17 protein-coding genes are annotated in these 21,016 nt (G+C 69.3%); 8 read left to right on the top strand and 9 right to left on the bottom strand.

Features of this window, described 5'->3' with window-relative positions; all coding sequences use genetic code 11:
• Window positions 1-61: 61 nt before the first annotated feature.
• Window positions 62-649, bottom strand: a complete 588-nt coding sequence (locus VGB75_09490) for a DoxX family membrane protein (protein HEY0167264.1) — start codon at window positions 647-649, stop codon at window positions 62-64.
• 274 nt (window positions 650-923) lie between these two features.
• On the opposite strand from VGB75_09490, the gene VGB75_09485 reads away from it, so the two are divergent.
• Window positions 924-1,511, top strand: a complete 588-nt coding sequence (locus tag VGB75_09485; GenBank protein ID HEY0167263.1) for a hypothetical protein — start codon at window positions 924-926, stop codon at window positions 1,509-1,511.
• A 113-nt stretch (window positions 1,512-1,624) separates the two neighbouring features.
• Here the strand turns inward: VGB75_09485 and VGB75_09480 are convergent, their stop codons facing one another.
• Window positions 1,625-3,928 carry a LamG domain-containing protein gene (locus VGB75_09480; GenBank protein ID HEY0167262.1) on the bottom strand — a complete coding sequence of 768 codons (2,304 nt, stop codon included), beginning with the start codon at window positions 3,926-3,928 and terminating at the stop codon, window positions 1,625-1,627.
• A 284-nt stretch (window positions 3,929-4,212) separates the two neighbouring features.
• Here VGB75_09480 and VGB75_09475 point away from each other — a divergent pair, with 284 nt between their 5' ends.
• Window positions 4,213-4,962: a DUF5995 family protein gene (locus VGB75_09475; GenBank protein HEY0167261.1), complete on the top strand. Its 750-nt coding sequence runs from the start codon at window positions 4,213-4,215 to the stop codon at window positions 4,960-4,962.
• On the opposite strand, the gene VGB75_09470 is transcribed toward VGB75_09475, so the two are convergent.
• Genes VGB75_09470 through VGB75_09460 form a run of 3 tightly spaced genes read right to left on the bottom strand, consistent with a single transcriptional unit; the run spans window position 4,903 to window position 7,861 of the window.
• Window positions 4,903-6,051 (bottom strand): cytochrome P450, encoded by a 1,149-nt coding sequence (locus tag VGB75_09470; GenBank protein HEY0167260.1) that lies wholly within the window; start codon window positions 6,049-6,051, stop codon window positions 4,903-4,905. The genes VGB75_09475 and VGB75_09470 overlap by 60 nt on opposite strands.
• 26 nt (window positions 6,052-6,077) lie before the next feature.
• Window positions 6,078-7,184 carry a glycosyltransferase family 2 protein gene (locus VGB75_09465; protein HEY0167259.1) on the bottom strand — a complete coding sequence of 369 codons (1,107 nt, stop codon included), beginning with the start codon at window positions 7,182-7,184 and terminating at the stop codon, window positions 6,078-6,080.
• Entirely contained in the window at window positions 7,181-7,861 is a 681-nt protein-coding gene (locus VGB75_09460; GenBank protein HEY0167258.1) for a 1-acyl-sn-glycerol-3-phosphate acyltransferase, read from the bottom strand. The genes VGB75_09465 and VGB75_09460 overlap by 4 nt, the downstream gene beginning before the upstream one ends.
• A 171-nt stretch (window positions 7,862-8,032) precedes the next feature.
• Here VGB75_09460 and crtI point away from each other — a divergent pair, with 171 nt between their 5' ends.
• Genes crtI through VGB75_09445 form a run of 3 tightly spaced genes read left to right on the top strand, consistent with a single transcriptional unit; the run spans window position 8,033 to window position 11,292 of the window.
• Window positions 8,033-9,526: a phytoene desaturase family protein gene (gene crtI, locus VGB75_09455; protein HEY0167257.1), complete on the top strand. Its 1,494-nt coding sequence runs from the start codon at window positions 8,033-8,035 to the stop codon at window positions 9,524-9,526.
• 45 nt (window positions 9,527-9,571) lie between these two features.
• Entirely contained in the window at window positions 9,572-10,219 is a 648-nt protein-coding gene (locus VGB75_09450; GenBank protein HEY0167256.1) for a helix-turn-helix domain-containing protein, read from the top strand.
• Complete coding sequence (locus tag VGB75_09445; GenBank protein HEY0167255.1) at window positions 10,216-11,292, top strand: phytoene/squalene synthase family protein; 1,077 nt, start codon at window positions 10,216-10,218, stop codon at window positions 11,290-11,292. Before VGB75_09450 ends, VGB75_09445 begins: the two co-directional genes overlap by 4 nt.
• A gap of 137 nt (window positions 11,293-11,429) precedes the next feature.
• Here VGB75_09445 and VGB75_09440 read toward each other — a convergent pair whose 3' ends face one another.
• Complete coding sequence (locus VGB75_09440) at window positions 11,430-14,642, bottom strand: S8 family serine peptidase (GenBank protein HEY0167254.1); 3,213 nt, start codon at window positions 14,640-14,642, stop codon at window positions 11,430-11,432.
• A 323-nt stretch (window positions 14,643-14,965) separates the two neighbouring features.
• Between VGB75_09440 and VGB75_09435 the strand changes: the two genes are divergently transcribed.
• A complete protein-coding gene (locus VGB75_09435; GenBank protein ID HEY0167253.1) occupies window positions 14,966-15,997 on the top strand; it encodes a glycoside hydrolase family 43 protein in 1,032 nt (343 codons plus the stop codon).
• A 19-nt stretch (window positions 15,998-16,016) separates the two neighbouring features.
• On the opposite strand, the gene VGB75_09430 is transcribed toward VGB75_09435, so the two are convergent.
• The gene (locus VGB75_09430) at window positions 16,017-18,557 is read right to left on the bottom strand and encodes a DNRLRE domain-containing protein (protein ID HEY0167252.1); all 2,541 of its coding nucleotides are present in this window, start codon (window positions 18,555-18,557) and stop codon (window positions 16,017-16,019) included.
• A gap of 254 nt (window positions 18,558-18,811) precedes the next feature.
• Window positions 18,812-19,606 carry a putative protein N(5)-glutamine methyltransferase gene (locus VGB75_09425; protein ID HEY0167251.1) on the bottom strand — a complete coding sequence of 265 codons (795 nt, stop codon included), beginning with the start codon at window positions 19,604-19,606 and terminating at the stop codon, window positions 18,812-18,814.
• A gap of 84 nt (window positions 19,607-19,690) precedes the next feature.
• Between VGB75_09425 and VGB75_09420 the strand changes: the two genes are divergently transcribed.
• Window positions 19,691-20,173 carry a CrcB family protein gene (locus tag VGB75_09420; GenBank protein ID HEY0167250.1) on the top strand — a complete coding sequence of 161 codons (483 nt, stop codon included), beginning with the start codon at window positions 19,691-19,693 and terminating at the stop codon, window positions 20,171-20,173.
• 2 nt (window positions 20,174-20,175) lie between these two features.
• A complete protein-coding gene (locus tag VGB75_09415; GenBank protein ID HEY0167249.1) occupies window positions 20,176-20,544 on the top strand; it encodes a CrcB family protein in 369 nt (122 codons plus the stop codon).
• Between the two features lie 5 nt (window positions 20,545-20,549).
• Here VGB75_09415 and VGB75_09410 read toward each other — a convergent pair whose 3' ends face one another.
• Entirely contained in the window at window positions 20,550-20,957 is a 408-nt protein-coding gene (locus tag VGB75_09410; protein HEY0167248.1) for a hypothetical protein, read from the bottom strand.
• Window positions 20,958-21,016: the final 59 nt, after the last annotated feature.

Raw genomic sequence — 21,016 nt, 5'->3', positions numbered from 1 at the left:
CGCCGCGAAACCATGCTCAGTCATCTGAGCATGGTCACGCGGTGGCGGGCAAGCTATGCGGTCACAGGGCCCACCGGTGCTGGTTGACGAAGGGCAGCCTGGCCCAGAGCTTGCCGAGCCCCCAGGTGTTGCCGGCGTAGGTGGCTGCCAGCACCACCATGACGATCGCGTAGATCAGGTGGGAGTCCATCAGCGGGTTGGACGAACCACTCGGCTCGCCGCTGTTGGTGTGCTGGGCCAACGGGAACTCGGCCAGCCACATCATGGACATCATCAGCGCGCCTGCCAGGGCGGTGATCCGCAGAGCCACGCCGGCGATCAGGCCGATGCCCATACCAAGCAGGCCGAGCATGAACAGCCAGTTCACCCAGGTGTCACCGGCCATCGAGTGAAACGTCGAGCTCAACGGGCCGACCTCCACCGATGACAGGAATCCCTTGGTGGGCGAGCCGCCGTCGATCCAGGCCTTGGCCGACGAGGTCGAGTAGTGCAGGCCGAACAGCTTGTCGAGGAAGGCCCAGAGGAAGACGAAGCCGGTCGCGATCCGCAGCACGGCCAGCGCCTTCGCGGCGGCGGAGGTGACGACGGCGCCGGGGATCATCACGTCCTCGTGGTCATGGGAGGAACGGGTTCGCAGGTGCATGGTCATGATGATCGCTTCCTTCTCTCAAAGTGGGTACGACATCAGCATGCTGGCTCGACCCGCGGGCGGCTGGAGGCCGAAGGCCCGAGGCGGCGGGACCAAAGTCCATCGTCGCGGGCGTCATTGGCATCGTCGCGGGCGTCGTTGGCATCGTGAGGTGACCACCGGTGGCTGAAGATCAAGGACTTAAGTCCACCCCGCTCGGGACCTTCTCCGCCCGTCACAAGCAGCGGCGGGCGCGATGGTTGAGCCAATCAGCCGGACCATTCAAGGAGATCTCATGAAGCGCAGGACGTTCGACTTACTGGCAAGTGTCGCCGGGCTCTTTCTCGCGGCTGTCCTGGTGATGGCCGGCTCCCTGCTGTACTGGGCGCACGACTTCGTCGGCGACCAGGTGCACAGCCAGCTCGCGGCACAGCAGATCTACTTCCCCGCCAAGGACAGCAAGGGCATCATCGGCGCCGAGTACGACCCCGTCCGTGAGTACGCCGGGCAGCAGTTGACCACCGGCCCACAGGCCAAGGCCTACGCCGACCACTACATCGCGATCCACATCCAGAAGATCGGCGACGGCAAGACCTACGCCCAGCTGAGTGCGCAAGCGCAGGCCAACCCCACCGACGCCAAGCTCGCGGCCAGCGTCCAGTCAGTGTTCCGCGGTGAGACGCTGCGCGGGCTGCTGCTCAACGCCTATGCCTTCGACACCATGGCGATGATCGCAGGGATCGCCGCCATCGCCGCCTATCTCGCGGGGGCGGTGATGCTGCTGCTCGGCCTGCTCGGCCTGCGACACAGCCGCGACGTTGAGGCCACTGAGGACCTGCTCGCACCGCATCAGCGCCCCAAGGCAGACTTCGTCACCGCCTGAGGACGGACTGGTCTCACCTCGCCAAGCCGGTAGGCGTCCTGTTCCAGACAGGACGCCTGCCGGCTTGGGCGTGGCACCCCTTCGGGAACGGCAGGGCTGTGGCACGCGCGGGCTTAGGGCAGCCGGCGTCCGGAGGCGAGGTAGTGCTTCTGCACCGAGCTGAGAGCCATGACGCGGTTGTACACGGCCACCTCATCGAGGGCGCCGGCGAGGAACCGGCTACCCGGCGCTAGCGGCCAGCCGCTCAGGTTGTCACCGCCCATCCGCCAGTAGCCGTAGTACTGGGCGTTGGTGGTCTGAGTGTTCTGGGCGATCTTGGCGCCGTCGACGTAGAGGGTCATGCCCAGCGGGCCCTGGGTGCCGACGACGTGGTGCCACTGCCCGTTGTTGTAGCGGGCAGGCGTCGTGAGGGTGATCGCCCGCCCGGCATGGACGCCGAAAACCAGGCGCCCGTCATTGGCCATGTAGATGTGCTTGTCGTATTGCCGGCTGAGCACCGGGTTGCCGTAGAGGTCCAGGCCGCCCTGCTGGTTGCCGAAGCCGAAGATGCGCCCGCCGGTGGTGCTGGTGGTCTTGAACCACGCCTCGATCGAGAAGGTGCCCGGCGAGTTCTGGCCGCGGGTCGCTGAGATGTAGCCGGTGGAGCCGTTCAGCGTCACGGCAGTGTTTGCGGCGATCGCGCCGGCGGCGCCGTAGCTGAGGCCACCTCCCCCGAGGGTGAGGCCGCCGGGGTTCTTGGTGTTCGAGCTGTCCGCGGTGAGCGGGCCGCCCGCGTCACCAAGGCGCCAGAACAGCACCGGGCTGTCCGGGTCAACAGCGGCGGGGTACCCGGTGGCCGTCCTGATCACCGTGACGGTGCGGCTGGGCGAGGACCGGGGGCCCACGCGCGGGCCGAAGGTCTCCTTGACGTCGGCTGTGTAACTGTGGCTGGTGCCGGCGGCCAACGCGTCGTCGCTGAAGGTCAGCACCGGCCGCTTCCAGAACAGCGAGGTCACCGCCGCGGTGGCGATCGGCGTGCTGCCGCCGTCGCGGTAGAGCCGGACGGTCAGGTGGACGTCATCGGTGTCCAGCGGAGTCTGGACGTAGATTGACACCTTGCCCCCGGCGCGGGCCACCGCGGTCGGCGGGGCTGGACGTGACGGGCTGGCCAGATCACCGGTGGCCGGGTCGAACCGGGCGAAACCCTGTTGGGGCAACCCGTTGACGGTGGTGAACTCGCCGCCGACGAAGAGCTGGCTGCCGTCGGTGGTCATCACCCTCGGGCCCAGACCGGCGTTGTCGGGGCCGCCGTCGGTGTTCGGGTACCAGGTGCCCAGCAGCCCGTTGCCGGTGCTGCGCGACAGCAGGTGCCGCGACAGCCCCTTGAGTGATCCCACCTCAGGGAAGGCGTTCGGGTCAGCGGGCCGGTCTGCGCTGCAGTCGTGGCTGTGTGAGCCGGTGTAGAGGATGTCGCCGATCGGTTGCACTGCCTGGGTCGCGCCCAGGCACTTGCTCTGCCAGCGCAGCGAGCCGTCGGAGTTGGCGGCGAACGTGCCGTCGAAGCAGCCCAGGCCTGAGCCCTCGACGCCGAAGTACGCGCCGCCGCTGTCGGTCTTGACGGCCTTGGCCTCCACCGTGCAGGACGCGGTCTTGGGCGGTATCACCGCGCCTGCCGGAAACGCCAGGGCCTCGCCGGTGACGCTGTCCACGACTGCCACGGCGTGGTGGGCCGGGTCGGAGTTCAGGCTCAGGAACGCGCCGGCGAGGTAGAGCTTGGTACGGCCTGGCGTCAGCGCGATCTGGTAGACCACGTTGTCGGCGTCGGCTGCGAAGGCCGGCAGTGACGCGCCGGTGTCCGGGTCCAGCGCGGCCACCCGCTGCTTGGCCGCGCCGCCGATCGAGGTGAAGGAGCCCGAGACGTAGACCGCCGAGCTGGAGGCGGCGATGCTGGCCACCCGGGCGTTGGCGTTGGGGTTCCAGGGAGCCAGGACGCCGGCCGGAACGGCGTCGGAGGCAAGGGAGATGGCCGCGATCCGGTTACGGGCGGCGCCGTCGACCGCGCTGAAGTCACCGCCGACGTAGAGGGTCTTGCCGTCGAGGCTGGGCGCGAGCGCGTGGACCGCGGCGTTGACGTCGTGGTTGAACGTCGTGATCAGCGCTCCGGTGCTGGCGTTGAACGCGGCGAGGTGGTTGCGAGCCACCTCACCCGAGCCGAGGGGCCGGCCGGGCAGCCGGACGCTGGTGAAGTTCCCGCCGACGTAGACGATGCCGTCGGCTACCGCGATCGCCGTCACCTGCCCGTTGGTCTGCCAACTGGGCGCCGCGTTGGACGGCAACGGGCCCTCGATCGCGCCGGCCGGCCCGCTCGGCGCCAGCGAGATGCCGAACGCCGCCATGGTGACAGCCGTGATGCTCGCGATAAAACGGCCAGCGCGCATGTTTCCCCCGTGTTTGTATAGGCACTCACGTTAACGGCTGGCCACTGGGCATCCAACGGCGGCATGCGAATTGGGTGTCAGCGCTCGATCGTCTGTCCTATGTTAGATCCTTGCTAGTAAATTAACCCGAGCTTTGGCGTGAGGCAAGTCGGTGGACGCCGCTTTCCTTCTGCCCGTCAGAGGTCTATACCCGAATGAGGGTCTATACCCGGATAAGCGCCGCTCCCGCAGCACCCGGCGGACGCGGCTCGACCCATGCGCGACCAGCGGAAGGCAGGGGCGTCGTGACCGGTTCCGCGGTGGACGACGTCGCGGCCCGACTGCGCCAGCGCTTGGACGCGCTGCCTCCGGACGCCGGCCCACGGGCGCCTTTTCTCAGCGCCTACCTGCGCACCACCGAAGCGGTGGGCGCGGCGCTGCGTGAGGGCCAGTTCTGCGACCCGGCGTGGGTGCAGCGCTGGGATGTGGCCTTCGCCGAGCTGTATCTCACCGCCCATGACGCCGATCTGGCCGGCGATCGGGCAGCCGTGGCCCGACCGTGGCAGCTGGCCTTCGCGGCGCCGCCAGAGCTTCCCGCGCTGCGGCACGTGCTGCTCGGTGTCAACGCGCACATCAACTATGACCTGCCGCAGGCGATGCTGGCCGTTATCAGTCCGCAGGACTTCACCGATCCGGAGCTGATCGCCCGTCGAGGACGCGACCACGAACGGATCGACACCGTGCTGGCCGGCCGGGTCAAAGCCGAAGACGCCGAGATCGAAGACCACCGCAGGTTGCTCGACCGCGCGCTGGCGCCGCTGAATCGGCTCTCGTCCCGGCGATTCCTGCGCGAGGCGAGGCAGAAGGTCTGGCACAACATGGCTGAGCTGCATGCCGCCCGGCTGCTGGGGGCCGACGCTTACCGCGTCCGGCTGGCCGAGCTGGAGACGCTCAGCGCCGCGCGCATCACCGACCTGCTGGCGCCCGGGCAGGTGTTACTGCGGCTGGCGGTCGCCGGATTCGGGGTGAGCCTGCCGCCACCGGCCAGCCGTTGAACGCTGCTCGCGACGCAGCGTCAGCGGGCCTGCCGGCGCCAGGGTGATGCCTGCCTTGGGCCGCGGGTCCCCCGCGACCACGCTGAGCCGGCTGCCGGCGAACGCCTCCAGCACGGTGTCCAGGACGAGCCGGGCATAGGCGCTGCCGAGGCAGGTCCGCTCACCGGCCGCGAAGGGCAGGAACCCCCACGCCGGCAACGCCTCCAGAAACCGCTGGGGCCGGAACTCCAGAGGCTCAGGCCACAAACGCCGATCGCGATGGGTCAGGTAGGGGCTGTAGAGCACCAGCGTGCCGCGCGGAATCGTGATTTCGGCGAACGCGGTGTCCCGCGCAGCACGTCGGCTGCCCAGCCACCCCGCCGGGTACAGCCGCAGGACCTCGTTGACTGCCAGCGCTCGTTGCTCGGCGGCGAGCAACTCCGGCTGGCAGCCGACGTGGTAGAGCAGCCAGGCCATGGTGTGCGCGGTCGTGTCATAACCGGCGCTCAGCGCGACCCGCACCTCCTCCAGCCCGCCGGGAAGGTCACGAAACGCGGCCGCCAGGCAGTCCGGCGGCGCGGCGGGCAGCGCCCGCTCCAGGGCGCGGTTCATCCGCCGGAACAAGGCCGGCCGGCGTAGCAGCGGTCCCGGCAGCGGGCTGTCCAGGGGTCGCAGAAAGGCGGCCAGCGTCGGCCCCGGCAGCGCGCCTCCGAAGAAGGTGGCAGCCAGGATCTCGCGAGTGATCGAGGCGGACCAGGCCACCGCGTCGAACTCACCGCTGGGCAGGGCGCGGTCCACGACCTCGGTGATCCGCGGCCGCAGCGCTGAGATCGAACGCCGGGCGAAGGCCGGGTTGAGCTCGGCGCGGCGCTGGCGGTGGTGCGGCGCCTCGGTCTGCACCAGGCCGGCCGCCAGGTGGGGTGACAGCCCGCTCATGCTGCCCCGGCTGCGAAACAGCTCCAGGTCACCGAGCACGAACCGGTTCCAGTCCGGGGAGTAACCGACAATGGTGTTTCGCCAGAGCCGCAGACTGAACACCGGGCCCAGCGCCGCGCCCTCTTCCAGCAGTGGCAGCGGTTGCCGACCCCACCGGCCGAGATGGCCGATCACCGGTTGCGAGTGGGGCGAGGGTGGCCTCACGGGTAGCTACGGCCCTTCCATCGCTGCTGCCGGCGCATCGCCTGAGTGACCACCGGGACGAAGGCGATCGGGCTCAACGGGGAGAGAATCGCCTGCCAGGCCGCTCGGGGATGGCATTTCAGTCCGACCAGCAGCCGTTCGACCACCCCCAACCCCAGCGGCAGCAGCCAGCGCCGGCGCCGGCTCGCCGCGACCAGCGGCAGGGTGTAGACCGCAAGGTGCCAGCCGGCGGCGACCACCAACCGAAGCCGTGATCCTCCAGTCACCGCGAGCAGTCCCCTGCCCAGGCCGATGACGACCTCGCGGTAGCCGGTGTACATCCGGGTCTGCACCAGCTCACCGCCCAGGGCGAGCCCGAGCCGCAGACCCGCTCGCCGGGCGCGCCTGGCCAGCGCCACGTCCTCCACGATCTCCGCGCGCACCGAAGAGAACCCGGCCAGCGCAGCCAAGGCCTCGCGCCGAAATGCCAGCAACGACCCGTTCGCGGTGGCAGCCGCCGGCACGTCCGCCGACAGCAGCCCGAAGGGAAGGAAGCACAGCAGCACATCGTCGATCAGCGGCGTCAGCAGCGCTTCGCCGAGGCTGCCGGTGAGCTGGCGGGGAAAGACCGAGAAGACGTCGGCCTGCTGGTCGGCCATCGCCCGCACAACCGCCTCGACCGCGCCGGCGCCCAGCAGCACGTCGGCGTCGCAGTAGAGCAATAACTCGCCGCAAGCCTCAGCCGCCAGTTGCTCGCAGGCCCAGTTCTTGCCCACCCACCCCGGCGGGGGCGCCGTGCCGCTCACCAGGCGGGCGTGCGCCGACCCGGCAAGGATCGACCGGGCGGTCAGGGCCGAGCCGTCACTGGACAGGTCATCCAGAACAATCAGCTCCGTCACCCCGGACTGGCCGAGCAGAGCGGGCAGAAACCGGGCCAGGGTCGCGGCCTCGTCGCGCATCGGAACCAGCAGCGACACCGTCTCAGGCGGCGCCGCCGTAGGCTCCGGCGCCGGCTCACTCGCCAGGCGTCCCTTGCCCAGCACCGGAAACCAGGCCAGATTCATCGCCAGCGTCGCAAGCTTGACCAGCAGGAAGCCGAGGATCGCGCCGAACAGGACCCTCACCGCCGGCTGAGCCTTGCCGACCACCGGTCGATCCGCTCGTCCCAGCTGAGGCGGCCCGGGACGACACATCGGAATCCGGGCACCGGCTCGCGGGGATCCGCGCCGGCGATCGCGGCGTCCAGACCCGCCAGCTGCCGGCCCAGCTCCGCTGACAGCTGATCCGGCGCGCAGGCCGCGCCGATGTCGACCAGGCCCTCGGGGAACTGGTGCCCGCGGGCGGCCACTCGCACCGCGACCGGCAGCAGCGTCGCGGGCGCTCGCCGCGCCAGCCAAGCCGCGCCTGGCGCCAGCGCCGCGACCGGGCCTGCTGGCCTCAGCTCGCCTTCGGGAAAGATGACCAGCACCCGGCCGTCGCGCAGGCTTGTCAGCGCCTGCCGTGGCCGAGCGGTCGAGATCACCCCGATCGCCGTCAGGAAGCGGTAGTCGGACAGGTTGTCCCCGTCCATCAGCAGCGCCGCGGCCCGCCGCTGCCGGCGCAGCACCGCAGCAGCCAGAAAGCCGTCCCACCAGCTGTGGTGATTGGCCGCCCAGACGCAGCCGCCCGCAGGCAGCTGGCCGCGCAGGAAGACCCCCCGCAAGCCGTGGCGCACCATCTGCTCGAAGCCCATCCCCAGCGCCCGGGCCGGCAGTGACGCTCGCTGCCGGGGCGCCGGGCTGAATGAGCCGGGGCTGGACATGGGCGGCTCCGAGGCGGGGCTGAACCCGGGATTCCTTCTTCAGCGACGGCTGGTCGACGGCCTCGGGTGACAGGACGGCTGCTCTTGAACCTAGAGTGACTCTAACATTGGGTGTGCGCAGCGGGACAACACCTCCTTGCGGCTGCGCGGGGGAAGCCGAAGGGAGCAGTCATGCTCCGAACATCCCGGGTGGTCCCCGGACGCACCGATGACGTGGTGATAGTCGGGGCCGGTCTGGGCGGCCTGTCTGCCGCGCTGCGGCTGGCCGGCGCCGGACGCCGGGTCACCGTCGTCGAGCAGTCCGCCGAGCCGGGGGGCCGGGCCGGGGTGCTGCGTCAGGACGGCTATCAGTTCGACACCGGACCGACGGTGCTGACGATGCCCGAGCTGATCGACGACGCCCTGGCCTGCGTCGGCGAGCGCCTGACGGATCGGCTCGAGCTGCTTCCGCTGAGCCCTGCCTACCGGGCTGTCTTCGCCGACGGGTCCAGGATCGACGTGCACACCGATCCGGAGCAGATGGCAGCCGAGATCGCCGAGGTCGCCTCGGCTCGGGATGTGGCTGGTTATCGGGAGCTGGTGCGTTTCCTGCACAAGCTGTACCAGTTGGAGCAACGCAACTTCATCGACCGCAATCTGGACTCGCCGTTGCAACTGGTGGGAAGCGCCGGAATCAAGCTGCTGGCACTGGGCGGCCTGCGGCGGCTGGCGCCCAAGGTCGGGCAGTACCTGGCCGATGACCGGTTGCGCCGGATCTTCTCGTTCCAGGCTATGTATGCCGGGTTGGCGCCTCAGGACGCGCTGGCGATCTACGCTGTGATCGCCTACATGGACACGGTCGCCGGCGTCTACTTCCCGCGCGGCGGCATGCATGCCGTCTCACGCGCCCTGGCCGACGCAGCCGCCGACCACGGAGTCACCTTTCGCTACAACACGAAAGTCGAGCGAATCGAAGTGTCGGGAGAGCGCGCCAGCGCGGTGCTCACCTGCGACGGTGACCGGCTGGCCGCCGATGTCGTGGTCGTCAACGCCGACCTGCCGACCGCCTATGAGCGACTGCTTCCTGACCGGTTCCGCCCGCGCCGGTTGACCCGATTGCGGTACTCCCCGTCCTGCGTGCTGGTGCACGCCGGTTCGAGGGCGCATTACCCGGACCTGGCGCACCACTCGATCTTCTTCGGCCAGGCCTGGGACACCACGTTCTCCGAGATCATCGACGAGGGCCGGTTGATGAGTGACCCGTCGTTCCTGGTGAGCAATCCCAGCAGGACCGACTCCTCGCTGGCGCCACCGGGGCGAGCCAGCTACTACGTCCTGTTCCCCTGCCCCAACACCCGTGCGGCTATCGACTGGTCAGTCATCGGCCCGCGCTACCGGGACGAGATCATGGCGACGCTGGACCAGCGTGGCCTGCCCGGGTTCGAGCAGGGAATCGAGGTGGAGGCTGTCGTCACCCCGCAGGACTGGCAGGACCAGGGGCTGGCCGCCGGCGCTCCGTTCGCGGCGGCTCACACCTTCGCCCAGTCTGGTCCGTTCCGGTTTCCGACGCTGGACCGGCAGATCGAGAACCTGGTGTTCTGTGGCTCCAACACCCAGCCCGGCGTGGGCGTTCCGATGGTCCTGCTCTCGGGCCGGCTCGCGGCGGCCCGCATCACCGGCGGTTAGTCGCTGATGTCACCAGATGACAGGCCCGCGATTCGGGAGGCGGATGTGAGCGAGCAACTGGGACTGCGTGAGCAACACAAGCGGCGAACCCGGGACACCATCAACGCGGCCGCGATGTCGTTGTTCTTCGAGCACGGCTATGACTCGGTGACGGTCGCCGACATCGCCCGGCAGGCGGGCGTCTCGGTCGCGACGGTGTTCAATTACTTCGACACCAAAGAGGATCTGTTCTTCGATGAGGGAGATCCGCTGCAAGCCGCGCTGGTCGACGCGGTGCGGTGCTGCGCACCCGGGGACTCGGTGTTGCTGGCGCTGCGACAACAAGTCCTCTACCAGCTGACGGCCGGCCGCACCGACGCAGACGCCGACGAGGTCGCGCGCTTTCACGCGGCCATCGTCGAGAGCCCGGACTTGCAGCGCCACGAGCAGCACCTTCAGCTCGAGCGCCGGCAGGTCCTCACCCGCGCGCTTGCCGAAGCCCTGGGCGCCGATGCCCCGCCGCTGTCGGCCGAACTCGCGGCCGCCCAGTACCTGGCGGCAGAGGCGGTCATCGGCGCGGAGTTGCGGTCCCGGTTGCTCAGGGGACAACCGCTGGCGCACGCCCGGGCACAGCTGGAGCCCTTGATCGACCAGGTTTTCAGCACGCTGCGCACCGGGCTCGGCCCCATGGTGAGAGTGGGCGCGCCGCGATGACGAGCAATCGCTTCCAGCAGCAGGATCAGGCGTCGCAGTCGCCGGCGCGGATCACCGCCTTCGAGGCCGGCGGGCCGGCTGCCCCGGCCGTCCACCGGCGCGCCGGCAAGGCCTGCGCGCGGCTCAGCGGAGGCGCCCGGCGCGAGCTGCGGGCCGCGGGCATCTGCGACCCCGCCGCGCAAGCCGGCTACGCCCAGGCCCGGGCGCTCAACGCCCAGCACGGCAGGACCTATTTCCTGGCCACTCGGCTGCTGCCGACGGCCAAACGTCCCTATGTCCACGCGCTCTACGGCTTCGCCCGCTACGCCGATGACATCGTCGATGACCTCGACCCCCGGCTGAGCACAGCCGAGCGAGCACGCAGGTTCGACGCCTGGGCGCAGAGCTTCAGCCTCGACCTCGAACGAGGCGCCTCGGCGCACCCCCTCTGCCAGGCAGTGCTCGACACCATTGAGCGCTGGCAGATACCGCCGGAGCACTTTGTCGACTTCCTGCACTCGATGCGGATGGATCTGGTGGTCACCGAGTACCAGAGCTTCGATGACCTGTCCAAGTACATGTGGGGCTCGGCGGCCGTGATCGGCCTGCAGATGCTGCCGATCCTCGGCCGCGAGGACGAGCGAACCGACTGGGGCACGCTGGGCCGGCACGCGGCCGACCTCGGTCTGGCCTTCCAGTTGACCAACTTCCTGCGCGACATCGGCGAGGACCTCGACCGCAATCGGATCTACCTTCCCCGGGAGTCCCTCGACCGGTTCGGGGTCGACCGCGCGGCGCTGCTGCGAGCCCGGGCGACCGGGTCGGCCAGCGAGCCGGTCCGGCAGCTCATCGCCTTCGAGCTTGAACGGGCCCGCGAACTCTACCGATCAGCCCAGCCCGGCATCGAGCTCGTCGAGCGTGGCTCCAGGGATTGCCTGCGGACCGCCTGGACGCTGTACGGCGCGATCCTCGACGAGATCGAGAAACTCGATCACAACGTGTTCAGCTGCCGGGCCTCGGTCAGCTTGCGACGCCGAGTCAGGGTGGCCGGCGGCGGGTTGGCACGAGCGACGTGGGCCCGCACCGTCAGCTGAACCGACCTGCGCCCGGCTGGGCAGCGCCAGCGTGCTCGCTATGCGTTCGAGCCGCATCCGCTTGAGGGCGGACGCGAACGCGGCAAGGCCCCGCCGGATTGCCCGGCGGGGCCTTGTCGTTGTAGTGCGCTTATTTACTACGGGGTGACGCTCTGCACCACCACGTCGCCGGAGCCCACCAACACGTTCGTGTCAGTGCGCACCTGGACAGCGCCCAGCAGCACCCGTCCCGAAGCCGGCGCCGCGTTCGCGGTCACCGATCCGGGCACGGTCCACTCGGCGTTGGCCGGCCGCACCGCGTTCGCGTCGGTCACCGCAACCGTGCCGAAGGCAGAGTTGGTGAACACGTCGATGTAGTTGAACGTGGTGGAGCCTGCCGGAACCGCGAAGCCGTCGACCAGGGTCACCCAGACTCCAGCCGCCGGGTTGGCGATGGTCACCGACTCCTCGCTGTCACCGTCTGCCGACTGGCCAGCCAGCACGCAGCTGCCGGTCGTGCAGTTGTAGACGAAGAGATCGAGGTCGGCCGCCGGGTCACTGGTGCCGCCGATGGTGGCACGCAGCGAGGTGGAGCCGGGGGTGACCGTCACCTGGCGCTGCTGTGAGGCCAGGTTTGCGATGGTCGGCGTTTGGATCCGGGCACTGCCGAGCGTGGACCCGGTCGCCCGACCGGTGAACTCACCGAAGATGTTCTTCAGCGTGTAACTGCGAGCCACCGGGGTCCCGATCGTTGCCGACGCGATGGTGTCGGGGTTGGGCGACACGGTCGCGCCCAAGATCGAGGCCGTCAGGGTGTAGGGGGCGTTCTCGGCATCCGAGGTCCGCCGAGCCTCCACCGTGACCTCCCAGACGCCGGCCTGGGGGTTGCTGGTCGTGCGGCTGGTCGGCGAGCCGACACAGGTTCCGGCTGAGGGGTTGTAGCAGCTCAGCGAGGAGTTGGCGTCGACACCGGTGCCGTACGGGTGGAACCGCAGGAAGCGGATCTGCCCGGCGCCCGGAGTGGCGCCGCCACCGGCCATGTCCACCTTGAACGCCGGCGTGTTGGCCGGGACGTTGTAGAAGTAGCTGGTGACCTGGTTGCGACCGATCGTGCCCGAGTGCGCGATGGAGTAGTTGTTCGCCGCGGTGAACTGCTCAGCCGCGACCACGGTGTTCAGCGTCTGCCCGTCGATGCCGGCCGTCGACGGGTCGTCGAGGTTCAGGATCGCCGAGTGCGCGCCGGCGCCCGTCGGGTTGACGTTGACAGCCAGCGTGACCGGCGAGTTCAGCGGCAGCGCGATGGACGTCGCCGCGGTGCTGAAGGTGCCGTCGTTGCCGACCCAGCTCAGGTTGAAGGCCGTGGTGCCGCCGCTACCGGAGGTGCGAGTGAAGGTGTAGGTCCGGACGTAGTTGTCGCCGGCCTTGACGCCTTCACGGTCATAGATTCCCTCGCCGCGGCCCGGGGTCGCCAGGAAGTCCGAGAGAAGGGTGTTGACCTCGACCGAGGACGTGATGTCGATCGGCTTGAGGTTGGTCTTCAACAGGTTCCACGCCGCGGGGACGTTGAACAGGCCGTTGCCCTGCTCGAAGGCGCCGTAACGCGGCAGGTAGCGGGCCGAGGACGTGATTGCCTGGCGAAGCTGAGCCGGCTGGCTCTGCACGCCGGCCTGCTTGGCCGCGCTCACCAGCAGCGCGGCAGCGCCGGCTGACTGGGGTGCGGCCATCGAGGTTCCGTTGGCCATGCCGTAACCGGCGGGCAGCAGGTAGGTGCCGGCCACCGGAGAGGGCGCTTCCCACATCGGAGTGGTCGAGACCGCAGCGCCGGGCGCGACGATCTGCGGCTTGAATCCGCCGTCTTCACGGGGACCACGCGATGAGAAGCCGTGCAGGTTGTCGACGAAGCTGGAGTCCGAACCGTAGTTCTTCTGCCAGGTCTCCTTGCTGACGTAGGAACCGACAGCCACGACCTTGGAGGCTGCCGCCGGGTCGCCGATGGTGTTGATGCCCGAGCCGCTGTTGCCGGCCGAGATGAAGATCTGCACGTTGTACTGCTCGATCAGGCGGTTGTAGAGGACCGCCCGGGTGTTGTTGCCGTCATTGAGCGCCGGCAGGCCGCCGATCGACATGTTGATCACGTCGACGTTGCCCTGCTTGGCGATGAAGGTCATGCCCTCGATCAGGGCGTGGTTGGTGCAGCCGGTGATGAACATGCAGACCCGGACGGACTTGAGCTTCGCGCCGGGCGCCGCTCCGGACATCTCGCCACCGAACATCCGGTTGGCGGCGGTGATGCCTGCGACGTGGCTGCCGTGCAGGCCGGAGACGATGCCGATGTTGACGTACTTGTTCTTGCCGTCGATCTGCACCACGAACGGCATCGAGTCGTTGACCAGCGTCGCGGGGTTGTCGACGCCGAAGTGGCCGACGTCGAACTTCGTCGCGTAGTCGGTCATCGCGGCGTCGTCGGAGAAGTTGTTGTTCTGGTTGGCGTCGACGCGCACGGTGTTGGCGGTGGGGTCCCACAGCACGCCGAACTTGTCGGTGGTGTCGCCGTCGCGGTTGACGTCGCTGCCGACCTCGCCACCGAGGCGGGAGTCGCCCTCGATGAAGGTGGCGGTCCGGTAGGCGCCGGCCGGGGCGGTGTAGCTAACGCCGCCGAAGCTGAACGCCGGGCCGCTTACCTGGGTGGCCATGTTCAGCCAGGTGGGGTCGTCGTCGGTGAACGGGTCGGTCGCGGTCACCCAGTCGGTGATCTTGCGCTCGCCGGTCGTGGTGGTCGACAGGGCGGGGTGATCGAGGTCGATACCGGTGTCGAGGATGCCGATGGTGGTGCCCCGGCCGTCCCAGGTCGGGTTGGCCGCGGTGAAGGCGGCCGCGCCGGTGTCGCCGACAGGCATGTAGGCGTTGTCACGAGGAGTGCTGGCGTTCGGAGGCGCCTGCGGGGTGGGCGACTGCGTGCCCTGCGGGGTCGGGTCGTCGAGGGCGATGACCTCGTCGAGGTCAGCGGCCACGATGCCGGACAGGTTGGCTGCCGTCTCGATCTTGCTCAGCGGCACGATCGCGCGGATGTAGCTCACATCGCCGTCGGCCTTGCTGATCACCGCGCCGAGTGACTTCAGGCCGCTGATGACGGTGTTGTTCTTGCCGGGCGCCGCGGCGATGAGCAGGGTCGCGGTCGACGCGCCCTTGGCCGTGGCGTTGGCCAGCAGTTCCCGGTCGTGCTTGCCGAGCTGGGAGTGCTTGGCCGAGCCGGCTGTGGCGCTGGAAGCGCCGAAGGCCGACGGTGCGGAGACGCCGGCTGCGACAAGCGCGCCGAGCGCTGTGAGGGCCACCGTGCCACGGCGAGTCCTCGAACCACGCGAAATATGCATGCATTCCACCTTGCAAAAGGGTTGGGAGGTTTGTACGACGTTAGCTATTCATTCATGCCTAGAGCATTAGGTCAAGGTGAAGGCGAATACATCCGGTAGACACCTTATGTCAGGTTGGTCACGTCGGTGCCACTTGAACGTGGCACCAGTACGTGCGGGGGTTTGGCCTGGCTCGGCGAGTTCGGTCACTATCAAAGGAGGGCAGCTTTTCGCGCCGCCTGATAACGCTTGCTGTACAACGTTGTAAAACGCGCTGAGAACGATCCTCGGAGAAAGGCTGTCCAGTGCGGAAAACGCGACCAGCTGCCCCTCGGCGGCTCTGGGTGTTCACCGCGACGTCGATCGCCGCCATTCTGGCCGCGGGCTGTGAGAGTGGAAAGTCACAGCCCGCCTCCCCCGGCGGCAGGCAGTCCAGCGCCGCGGCCGAGGCCCCTGGTTCGGCGTCGGCGGCTGCCGGGACGGTGCTCGGGCGGGCGTATCAGAACCCGGTGTATGACCAGGACTTTCCCGACCCGGCGGTGCTGCGGGTCGGCGCCCAGTACTACGCCTACGGCACCCAGGGCGGCGGCTCCAACGTCCAGGTGCTCACCTCGCCCGACCTGACACGCTGGAGCCCGGCACCCGACGCCCTGCCGCGACTGGGCAGCTGGGCCAGCGGCGGAAAGACCTGGGCGCCGGAGGTGCTGGCGGTCGGCGGCAAGTACGTCCTGTTCTACACCGAGCAGGACCAGACCTCAGGCAAGCAGTGCATCGGCCGGGCGCAGTCGGACAAGCCTGGCGGGCCGTTCGTCGATGACCGTCGCGCTCCGCTGGTCTGCCAGGTCGAGTTGGGCGGCTCGATCGACCCCAACCCGATCCGGGCCGCTGACGGCGCGCTGTACCTGTACTGGAAGAACGACGGCAACTGCTGTGGCAAGCCGGTCCAGCTGTGGGCGCAGCGACTCAGCCCGGACGCGGCCAGCCTGCCAGGCGCGCCGGTCGCGCTGCTGACCAACACCAAGTCCTGGCAGGGCAACCTCATCGAGGCGCCCGAGATGGTCAGCCATGACGGCAGGTACTTCTTGTTCTACTCCGCCAACGACTACGGCTCGGACAAGTACGCCGTCGGCTACGCCAGCTGCCAAGGCCCGACCGGCCCCTGCGCCGACCGGTCCGCCGAGCCGTTGCTCAGCTCTGCCCCGGCGGCGGCCGGACCCGGGCACAACTTCGTGCTCGACCTGCCCGACGGCTCCAGCGTGATGTTCTTCCACGCCTGGCCGCCCGATGCCATCGGCTCCACCGTGCCCGGCCGCCAGCTCTGGATGGAACCCCTCACCTGGGTCGACGGCCAGCCCCGTGTGGGACCGCCCGACTGACCCAGGAGGGACAGGCGGCTCAACAGGTCACGGTCAGGCGCGGGCCGAGGGTCGCCGATCCCTCTCTGGAGTAGTACGCCGCCGCGTCCCCGCTGGTGTTGCCTACCCGGATCGTGAATGGCTCGCCCGGGTTGACCCTGCCGGTCAGGTCGACTGTGATGGTTTGGCTGAGGGCCACCGCCCCCTGGCTGGAGAAAGCGGCACCCACTCGCTGGGGCGCGGTGTCCCAGCTCACCGCCGACTGCGCCCAGGTGGAGTTGTCGGTGAGGTAGAGGTCGCCGCCCTTGACCGAGTTGTTGTCCGTGCCGTTGCCCACGGTCAGGCTCAGCTGCGCCTTGGTCACGGTGCAACCGCTGGGCAGGGTGGGCTTGAACTGCAGCACCGCGTCGGCGACCGGGCTGCCGTCGGCGCTCACCCGGGTGGCGGTGGCGCTGGGCTGCGTTGTCGGACTCGCCTGAGCGATCGTCACGTCGTCGCTGGCCAGCACTGTGGTCGTGACGGCGCCGTCGGCGGCCGGCGTGGTCACCGGCGCCGAGGTGGCGCTGGCAGCGTTGCCGACCGCGTCCTTGGCCTTGACCGTGTAGGTGTAGGTCTGCTCAGCGTCCGCCGTCGTGTCGGTGTAGCTGGTGGCACTTGCGCCCAGCGTCGCCAGCGGCGTGGTGGCCGAGTCGCGGTAGACCTCGTAGCCGGTGACGCCGAAGTTGTCCGAGCTGGCGGTCCAGTTCAGTCGCACCGAGGTGGGCCCGGTCGCGGTGGCTGTCAGGTTGCCTGGCGCGCTCGGTGGCGTGCTGTCGACCGGCCCGCTGGCCGGCGTGCTGTCACCGGACTGGTTGCCGAGCAGGTCGTGCGCCCGGACGGTGTAGCTGGCCCCGGACACCGGCGCGGTGTCGCTGTAGGAGGTCACCTTCGGCCCGACGGTGGCCAGCCACCGGCCGTCGCGGTAGATGTCCTGGGCGCTGGAGTCGCTGCTGGCGCTGGCGGTCCAGCTCAGCCTGACCGCGGTCCCCGACATGGCGGCCGCCAGGCCGGTGGGAGCCGCCGGCGCCGAGGTGTTGCGGGTGAAGTTGTAGGTCATCGGGTCGAAGGTCGCGCCGGTCGAGTCGGTCGGCGTGACGGTCACGGTCGCGCCGCTGACGGTGACCTTGAGGAAGTGATAGACCTGCCCGATCGAGGTGGGCGCCGTCGCGGCGCCGCACCTGCTGCCCGAGGCGCTGCTGGTGGACCAGCCGATGGCGTAGGCGTCGGTGGTGGCGCATCCGCTCACCGGCGCGACCTTGGCGCCGCCGCCGCCGGTGACGTAGCTGGTCACACCGCCGGGCGGGGCGTAGTTGCGCTGGTAGATGTGAGCGTGGCCGTTGAAGGCGAGATCCACCCCGTTGTTGGCCAGCAGGCCCTCGAGCGAGTCGATCGAGGTCGGGGTGTTCGGATCGTTCTGCAGGTAGCGGTCATCGCCTTCGGTGGCGCTGTCGGCCCGCAGCGGATAGTGGAAGAACGCGAACTTGACGCTGTTGGTGTTCTGTTCCAGGTCTGCCTTGAGCCACTGGTACTCGGGGCTGCTCGGCTGCCAGTGGTAGTCACGGTCGACCTGGTAGGCGCCGCCCGGAGCGGTCCCTACGTTGCTGTCGTTCCAGTCGGCGTTGAGGATGTAGAAGCGGGCGCCGCCGGAGTTGAAGGCGTACCAGACCGAGGGGTAACTGGCCGGCGCGGTGTCATCGATTCCGGAGTAGGTCTCCATCGTGTACTTGCCGCTGGAGGCCGCGACCACCGCCGCCTGCTTCCAGTTCTGCAGGAAGGTGGCGTTGCGGCCGTGATTGCCGCTCGTCGCGAACATCGGGATAGACGCGCCGGGGACCTTCCAGTAGTCGGCTCCGAAGACCTGACTCACGCCGGGGCCGGTCGCCACCAGGTTTCCGTAGTTGTTCTGGCTGCCGTTCTGGTAGGCGATGTCACCGGTGGAGACCGCGAACTTCACGCCGCTCGCGGCGATCTGGGCGTCGACGTTCTTCTGGTTCACGCCGTTGGCGATGCTGTTGTCACCCCAGTCCCCCAGCACCGCGAAGCTGAACTCACCGCTGTGGCTCATCGTGGTGAACCGCGGAGCCACATCGGTCTCCAGCAGGTCGACCGGCGCCGAGCCGCCGGTGAAGATCCGATAGCAGTAGGTCGTGCCGGCAGTCAGGCCGGTGATCCGCACCGACGTCTGGTACTCCACGACACCGGCCACCGTGATCGGCGCGTTCACCGTGTTGTTCGCGCTGGTCATCGAGCTCGAGGTCAGCGTGCAGCCGGTGTCTCCGCTGGGCGTTCCCCACTGAACGGCGTTGGCGGCACTGGCCACCTTGACGCTGGTGTCGAAGGTGACCTGCACCGAGGTCGTCGTCAGGTCGGTCAGGTAGGGATAGCGCGTCAGCGTCGAACTGGCGGCCGTCGCCGACGGCGCTGCCAGCAGAGTCGAGGCCACGATCGAGCCGAGCGCCACCAGGCCGACGCCGGCCCGGACCGGCCAGCGGCGGCGCCGGCTGGGGCGGCTCGGAGAGTCGGCAGCACGAGATGAAGACAACAAAGCAGATCCCCCGTAGGACTGTGAGCTGAGATGCCGCAAGCGCCTCTGTTGGCGCCACGCATCTGGTTCGGCGCATGGCTCAGCCCGCCCAGCCACTCGATCGTGACTCGGCCTGGCCGGACCTGTCAAGCCGCTTAAGCCCTCCACAGGAAGGGCATCACCGCGTGTGACTCACCGGTTCATCCACGTCACTCCCCCGGCCGGCCCGACCATCAGCGGACCCGGTTCTGCGTTTGCTGGCGCCCGCGGAGTCAACGCTGTGACGCAGGCAGCTCGCCTACCACCACGGTGCACCCCAGTCGTGGGGAATGCGTGATTCGGGTGTCGAGCCCAGCCTCGGCGACGGCCTCAGCGGTCTGGGTGGCCTGGCCTGGACCGGTCTCGATCAGCAGGCTGCCGCCCGGCGCCAGCCACCGGGGCGCGTCGGCTGCCACCCGCCGCTGGACGTCGAGACCATCCGGACCGCCGTCGAGGGCCAGCCGGGGCTCGTGGTCGCGGGCTTCGGCAGGCATCAGCGCGATGGCCTCGGTGGGCACGTACGGCGCGTTGGCGACCAGCACCTCGACCCGGCCTCGCAGCGTGGCTGGCAACGGCTGGTAGAGGTCACCGGCGTACACCCGGCCACCGATCGGGGCCAGATTGCGGCGGGCGCAGGCGACCGCGGCCGGCTCCAGGTCGCAGGCGTGCAGCTCCAGTCGCCCCAGCGACGCCGCGATCGCCAGCCCGAGGGCGCCGGTGCCGCAGCACAGGTCGAGCACGACGGCGCCGGCCCGGGCCCGCGCCACGGCTTGCTCGACCAGGTATGCGGTGCGCTGGCGGGGAACGAACACACCGGGGTCCACCGCCACCCGCACACCGCAGAACTGCGCCCAGCCCAGCAGCACCTCCAACGGCAGGCCGGCGGACCGCCTGCGGACCAGGTCAGCCAGCTCGTCCGGAGTGCGCGCGGCGGCGCAGAGCAGGCGTGCCTCTTCCTCGGCGAAGACGCAGCCGGCGGACCGCAGCGCTTCCACGGCCGCAGACAGCGGATCGGCCGAAGCTGACATCGCGCTAACCTACCTCGCACAGGGCGGCTTCGGCGTGGTCTGGCTGCCCGCCCTCTCTCAGGACGACCGCAGGGGCCAGCTGACGTGCATGGATCAGGAGCGCCGGATCGCCAACCGCCGCGGTCTCAGGACAGCCCGACGCGGCGCTGGGCGCCGATCGCCGTTATCGCGGTGGGCGGCGTCCTCGGCGCTGAGGCGCGCTACGGGCTCAGCCTGAGGATCCCCCATTCGGACCGGCAGTTTCCCTGGTCGACCGTCCTGGTCAACATCACCGGCTGCCTGTTGATCGGCGCCCTGATGGCGCTGCTGCTGGAGCTGCCTGCCCCGCACCGGCTGGCCAGGCCGTTTCTGGGTGTCGGCGTTCTCGGCGGCTACACCACCTACTCCGGCTTCGCGGTGGAGGTGCAGCGTTTGCTGCTGCACCACCGGCCGCTGGTCGCCCTGGGCTACGTCGCGGTCACGGTGATCGGCTGCGCTGGCGCGGTATGGCTGTCCAGCGCTGTCACCAGCCGCTTCATCCGGGTCGCCAACAGGCGTCGCGGCCTCATCGCGGCTGACCTGCCGTGACGATGTTGTTGATCGCGCTCGGGGCCGCGGTAGGAGCGCCCGCGCGCTACCTCACCGACCGGGCGATCCAGTCGATCCAATCTGAGCGCCCGACCCGGTTTCCGTGGGGCACCCTGACGGTCAACGTGCTGGCCTCGTTGATCCTCGGCGCCGTCACCGGCGCCGGCGCCCGGCTGGATCCGGACCTGGCCCTGCTGCTGGGCGCTGGATTCTCCGGAGCGCTCTCGACGTACTCGGCGTTCGGTTATGAGACGCTGCGGTTGAGCCGGCAGGGCGCGCGGTGGGCAGCCCTCGGCAACGTCGGACTCTCGCTCGGCGCGGGCGTCGGCGCCGCCGCACTGGGCTGGTGGCTCGCGGTTTCCGCCGGGTGACCGGGTCAGCCCGCCTTCAGCTCGTCTGCAGCCTGCGCGTCAGCGGCCTTGATCCGCCTGATCGCGTCCTTCCAGTCAGGTTTTCCCGTCACTTCATAGATGACAAAGCGAGAACCGGCCATCTTGGGCTTGAGTTTGCCGACAGTCGAGCGATGCGGCTCGCTGCTGGAGTAGGCAGCGATCCGGTCCTCGTCGGACCAGCTCGACAACGTCCAAAACCGTCCCTTGAACGGTTCGGCCTTCAGCGAGGCTCCGGCCACCCCCGGCGCGCGCAGCACCTGCACGAAGGCGCCGAGCGCCAAGTACATGAACTGCGGCACCGAACTCAGCGCCGCCAACTGCAGGCGGGAAGCCATCACAGTCACCGGAGCGCCGGTGGTCTTCTGCCGCGTAATCCACGGGATCGTGATCATGGTCTGGTCATCCGTTCAGTGGGGGATTTCAGGCGAGTCTGGCTGACCTTGGACTTCAC

Source organism: Jatrophihabitans sp. (assembly GCA_036399055.1).
Taxonomy (GTDB): domain Bacteria; phylum Actinomycetota; class Actinomycetes; order Mycobacteriales; family Jatrophihabitantaceae; genus Jatrophihabitans_A.
Note: the sequence above shows the minus strand (reverse complement) of the source record. Positions and strands in the feature narration are given on the sequence as shown.

Bases quoted from the DNA above. Each gene is read 5' to 3' on its own strand.
- VGB75_09485 (HEY0167263.1), top strand. From the start codon at position 924: ATGAAGCGCAGGACGTTCGACTTACTGGCAAGTGTCGCCGGGCTCTTT.
- VGB75_09440 (HEY0167254.1), bottom strand. From the start codon at position 14,642: ATGCATATTTCGCGTGGTTCGAGGACTCGCCGTGGCACGGTGGCCCTC.
- VGB75_09445 (HEY0167255.1), top strand. From the start codon at position 10,216: ATGACGAGCAATCGCTTCCAGCAGCAGGATCAGGCGTCGCAGTCGCCG.
- crtI (HEY0167257.1), top strand. From the start codon at position 8,033: ATGCTCCGAACATCCCGGGTGGTCCCCGGACGCACCGATGACGTGGTG.
- VGB75_09415 (HEY0167249.1), top strand. From the start codon at position 20,176: ATGTTGTTGATCGCGCTCGGGGCCGCGGTAGGAGCGCCCGCGCGCTAC.
- VGB75_09490 (HEY0167264.1), bottom strand. From the start codon at position 649: ATGACCATGCACCTGCGAACCCGTTCCTCCCATGACCACGAGGACGTG.
- VGB75_09425 (HEY0167251.1), bottom strand. From the start codon at position 19,606: ATGTCAGCTTCGGCCGATCCGCTGTCTGCGGCCGTGGAAGCGCTGCGG.
- VGB75_09480 (HEY0167262.1), bottom strand. From the start codon at position 3,928: ATGCGCGCTGGCCGTTTTATCGCGAGCATCACGGCTGTCACCATGGCG.
- VGB75_09460 (HEY0167258.1), bottom strand. From the start codon at position 7,861: ATGTCCAGCCCCGGCTCATTCAGCCCGGCGCCCCGGCAGCGAGCGTCA.
- VGB75_09410 (HEY0167248.1), bottom strand. From the start codon at position 20,957: ATGATCACGATCCCGTGGATTACGCGGCAGAAGACCACCGGCGCTCCG.